The organism is Burkholderia sp. Ac-20392 (genome assembly GCF_017104585.1).
Lineage (GTDB): Bacteria > Pseudomonadota > Gammaproteobacteria > Burkholderiales > Burkholderiaceae > Burkholderia > Burkholderia lata.
Genome location: NZ_JAAGPB010000784.1, coordinates 1 through 2,587 on the forward strand (window position 1 = coordinate 1; position 2,587 = coordinate 2,587).

Sequence of the window (2,587 nt, forward strand, 5' to 3'; positions counted from 1 at the left end):
TGACCGCGGCCGACACGCCGAACTCGCGCCCGGCCGCGGTGACGTTCGCGAGCAGCGCCGCGCGCACGAACAGCGCAACGTCGAGCAGGTCGAGCGGTTTGTCGGGGGCCGGAATCGGATCGGAGGCCATTATTCTGAAAATCCTGAAAATGTTTCAGGAAATATAGCGGTTTTCTCGAATGATCGGGTTGCCTACGATGACGTTCATGGGGCTGCGCCGCAGCCCACAGGATTTCCTGAAGGAGTGTCGTAATGAAAGCCGTTGGACTGACCCGTTATCTGCCGATCGACGACCCGCAAGCCTTGCTCGACGTGGAGCTGCCGCAGCCCGTGCCGGGCCCGCGCGACCTGCTCGTGAAGGTCGAGGCGATTTCCGTGAACCCGGTGGACACCAAGGTGCGCGCGCCGAAGCCGCAGGTCGAGGACGCGCCGCGCGTGCTCGGCTGGGATGCGGCCGGCACGGTGGTCGCGGTCGGCGCCGACGTCACGCTGTTCCGGCCGGGCGACGAAGTGTTCTACGCGGGCAGCATCACGCGGCCGGGCGCGAACAGCGAATTCCATACGGTCGACGAGCGGATCGCCGCGCTGAAGCCGCGCACGCTCGATTTCGCCGCCGCGGCCGCGCTGCCGCTCACCGCGCTGACCGCGTGGGAAGCGCTGTTCGACCGGCTGCACGTGTCGCCGCAGGGCGCGGACGCCGGCAAGTCGGTGCTGATCATCGGCGGCGCGGGTGGCGTGGGCTCGATCGCGATCCAGCTCGCGAAGACGCTCGGCAAGCTGCACGTGATCGCCACCGCGTCGCGGCCGGCGTCGGCCGACTGGGTGCGCTCGCTGGGTGCGGACGCGGTGGTCGACCATTTCGGCGACCTGCCTGCGCAGTTGCGCGAGGCCGGGCATCCGAACGTCGACTACGTGCTGATTTTCAACGACACGGATCGTCACTTTCCTGCCGCAGCGGAGGTAATCCGGCCGCAGGGCGGCATTTGCACGATCGTCGAGAACGACAAGCCGGTGCCGGTCGAGTTGCTGAAGGCGAAGAGTGCCGCGTTTCACTGGGAATTCATGTTCACGCGCGCGATGTTCGAGACGCCGGACATGATCGAACAGCACCGCATCCTCGGCGAAGTCGCGCGGCTCGTCGACGGCGGCACGCTGCGCACGACGCTCGGCGAGCAGCTCGGCACGATCAATGCGGCGAACGTGCGGCGCGCGCACCAGCTGCTCGAGGCCGGGCGTTCGATCGGCAAGCTCGTGCTGAGCGGCTTCTGAGCCGGCATCGCGCGTAAGGTTGCGGCGCCGCGAACGCAAGCGGGGTAACACCCGATGCGTTTGCGGCGCATTGCATGCCGCTTGGCGGTAGACTGGCAGCGCATCATGCATCGAAAACCGCGCGGCACGCGCGTGCCGCCGCATACCAAGGAGGTCAGCATGAGCCAACGCAGCTTGTCAGTCGCCGCATCGTGGTCGGTCGTGTTCGCGGCGGCGTGCGTCAGCGCGAGCGTATTCGCGGCGCCGCCGGTCAAGGGCAGCCTGAAGGGCGGCGGTACCGGACAGCTCGAATACACCGTCAAGGTCGATTCGAAGACCTTCGGCAATACGCAGGAAACCCGCAAGATCCGCTCGGGCGAGACGGACGACTTCAACTGGAAGTCGGTGCCGCCGAGCGGCGCGGTCGCGATGCCCGACGGGTGCCCGAACGCCGACAGCCTGCCGCGCGACGAGAACGGCGCGATGGTGCGCCAGACCCAGGTGCGGCTCGCGCCGTCGATCGATGCGAAGGGGATCGCCAACGTGCAGATGAGCTTCCAGGCGGCCGCGCCGAAAGGTACACGCAGCGTGACGGCCGGCGGCAAGTCGCTGCAGTGCCCGGACGTCGTGTCGGTGAGCCAGGTGAAGTGGGTGTCGATCCCGACCAACGGCGGGTCGAAGTCCGTCACGATGAGCGACGGCTCGAAGGTGACGGTGTCGATCAAGCGCTGAGCGGCGCGCGCGGGCCGGCGTTGGAGCCGGTGCGCGTGCAACGGATTCGACGCGCGGGCTGGCCCGGCGACACGTGACCGTTCGTGTCGCCGTCACGGTGCCGTTTCGCGACCTGCAGCACGGTACTGCGCTGCTGCAACGGTACGACGGCTGCCGTTCGACGTACGGCGGTCGCGTGGCGACCCGCGTGACGTCATGCGAATGTCACGCTATGCTCGCCCGCATCATCACCTTCCTGTCACGACATCCCGATGAAATGCCGAATGCGCGCGTTGCTGTGTGCCATTGCGTTCGTCGCCGCGCACGCGCACGCGGCCGACGATTGCGGTTTCGTGAAAAAAGTCGAGCTGCCGTCGCGGCAGCAGGTGGCGGTCGTGTCGAGCGGCGCGCTCGAACCGTGCTCGACCGGCAGCTACGCGGTGCGCGTGTATTCGTCCGCGCATGCCGCCCCCGGCTTCGATACCGACGATTACGTGACGGGCGCGCTGCATGCGCGTGATGGTACGGTCACCGATGCATTCACGGCCGACCTCGGTGCACGTGCGCCGCAGGCGCTCGTCGTGACGACGCGCTCGGCCGGCAGCGGCGGGTATGTCGGCCGAGCGCG

General features: G+C 67.8%; 3 protein-coding genes and 1 pseudogene. 3 read left to right on the top strand and 1 reads right to left on the bottom strand.

All coding sequences use genetic code 11. From position 1 onward, the window contains the following. Window positions 1-130: pseudogene (locus tag G3N99_RS42240) on the bottom strand (LysR family transcriptional regulator); the annotation flags it as partial. Window positions 131-252: 122 nt separating this feature from the next. On the opposite strand from G3N99_RS42240, the gene G3N99_RS38180 reads away from it, so the two are divergent. From G3N99_RS38180 to G3N99_RS38190, 3 genes are all read left to right on the top strand, one after another. Then, window positions 253-1,269, top strand: coding sequence for a zinc-binding alcohol dehydrogenase family protein (locus tag G3N99_RS38180; RefSeq protein ID WP_174986106.1), 1,017 nt, complete (start codon window positions 253-255; stop codon window positions 1,267-1,269). Between the two features lie 159 nt (window positions 1,270-1,428). Then, window positions 1,429-1,980, top strand: coding sequence for a DUF6013 family protein (locus tag G3N99_RS38185; protein ID WP_011352224.1), 552 nt, complete (start codon window positions 1,429-1,431; stop codon window positions 1,978-1,980). A 251-nt stretch (window positions 1,981-2,231) separates the two neighbouring features. Then, a partial coding sequence (locus G3N99_RS38190) for a PliI family lysozyme inhibitor of I-type lysozyme (RefSeq protein ID WP_206124963.1) occupies window positions 2,232-2,587 on the top strand: 356 nt, incomplete at its 3' end.

Bases quoted from the DNA above. Each gene is read 5' to 3' on its own strand.
- G3N99_RS38185 (WP_011352224.1), top strand. From the start codon at position 1,429: ATGAGCCAACGCAGCTTGTCAGTCGCCGCATCGTGGTCGGTCGTGTTC.
- G3N99_RS38180 (WP_174986106.1), top strand. From the start codon at position 253: ATGAAAGCCGTTGGACTGACCCGTTATCTGCCGATCGACGACCCGCAA.